This is a genomic window from Lentzea sp. NPDC060358, assembly GCF_042725365.1.
GTDB lineage: Bacteria > Actinomycetota > Actinomycetes > Mycobacteriales > Pseudonocardiaceae > Lentzea.
This window is the reverse complement of sequence record NZ_JBHXCW010000485.1, coordinates 1-1212: the sequence shown is the minus strand read 5'-3', so window position 1 is coordinate 1212 and position 1212 is coordinate 1. Positions and strand designations below refer to the sequence as shown.

Annotated in this window: 1 protein-coding gene; it reads left to right on the top strand. The window is 68.5% G+C overall.

What is annotated here, in order from left to right:
- The first annotated feature begins 43 nt into the window (after positions 1-43).
- On the top strand, positions 44-961 hold the full coding sequence (locus ACFWGZ_RS41065) for an acyltransferase domain-containing protein (protein WP_382456985.1): 918 nt from the start codon (positions 44-46) through the stop codon (positions 959-961).
- Positions 962-1212: the final 251 nt, after the last annotated feature.

The following is a 1212-nucleotide window of genomic DNA, read 5'->3' as shown; positions in this document are numbered from 1 at the left end:
GGTGTTCCCTTCGCGGCCCTCGAGCCGTCTCTGGAGGCTTTCTGTGGACGTAGCACTGATGTTTCCCGGGCAGGGGTCGCAGTACCCGCGGATGGCGGCGTCCCTGTACGGCACCGACGCCGTGTTCACCTCGGTGGTCGACGAGGTCTTCGAGCTCTTCGGCGAGGTGGGCTCGGTCGCCTGCGACGACTGGCTGGCGGGCAACGACGTCGACCACGTCTCACGCGCGCAGCCGTTGCTGTTCGCGATCGACTACGCGCTGGGGCGCACCGTCCTCTCGTGGGGGATCAAGCCCGTCGCGCTGATCGGGCACTCCGCCGGTGAGGTCGTCGCGGCGACTCTCGCGGGCGTGTTCTCGTTGGAGGAAGCGGTTTCTCTGGTGCGCGACCGGGTGGTGTCGGCGGTGCCGATCCCGTCCGGCGGCATGCTGGCCGTGGCCGCCGCCGAGGCGGACCTGGTGCCGTACCTGGAGGGCGACGTCGCCATCGCCGCGGTGAACTCGGCTCGGCAGACGATGCTCGCGGGCTCCGACGCACCGCTGGCGCGCGTTCGCGCCCGGCTCGAGGCGGACGAGTACATCGTCGTCACGGTGCCGGCGTCGACGCCGTTCCACAGCCCGGCGATGCAGCCCGCCGTGGACGAGGCGCTGGCGTCGTGGAGGGCCGCGCCCCGGCCGCCGCGGATGCCGGTGTACTCCGGCTACACGGGCAAGCTGATGACCCCGGAGGACGCGTTGTCGGCGCGGTTCTGGACGCGTCAGCTCACTGACGCCGTTTACTTCGGGCCGGCGTTGAACGAGCTTGTGGCCATGTATGACGTGCTTCTGGTCGAGGCTGGGCCTGGGCAGACGTTGACTTCTTTTGCGCGGCGTACCAAGGCTGTGCGGTCTGGTGCTTCGCAGGTGTTGCCGTTGTTGGACGCTGTGGATTCTGTTGAGACTGCGCGTGCTCGTTTGGTTTAGGCGGGTGTGCTGTGGCTGTGTGGGGGGTTGGGTTTTGCGGGCGGGTTCCTGTTTCGTGCTCGGGGCTCCGCCCCGGACCCCGCCAGCTGATCAAAGACCCCCCGCGCCGTTAGTGGGTTGATGGCACGCCTGTTGCTTTTGGCGGCTTGCTGTTGCGTAGGTGGTGCGGTTCGGGTGGGGTGGGTCCCGTCCCGAGACGTACCGGAGCGAGCCACACCAGGTCAGGGGTGTCAAACCGCCACGCTTTTCGG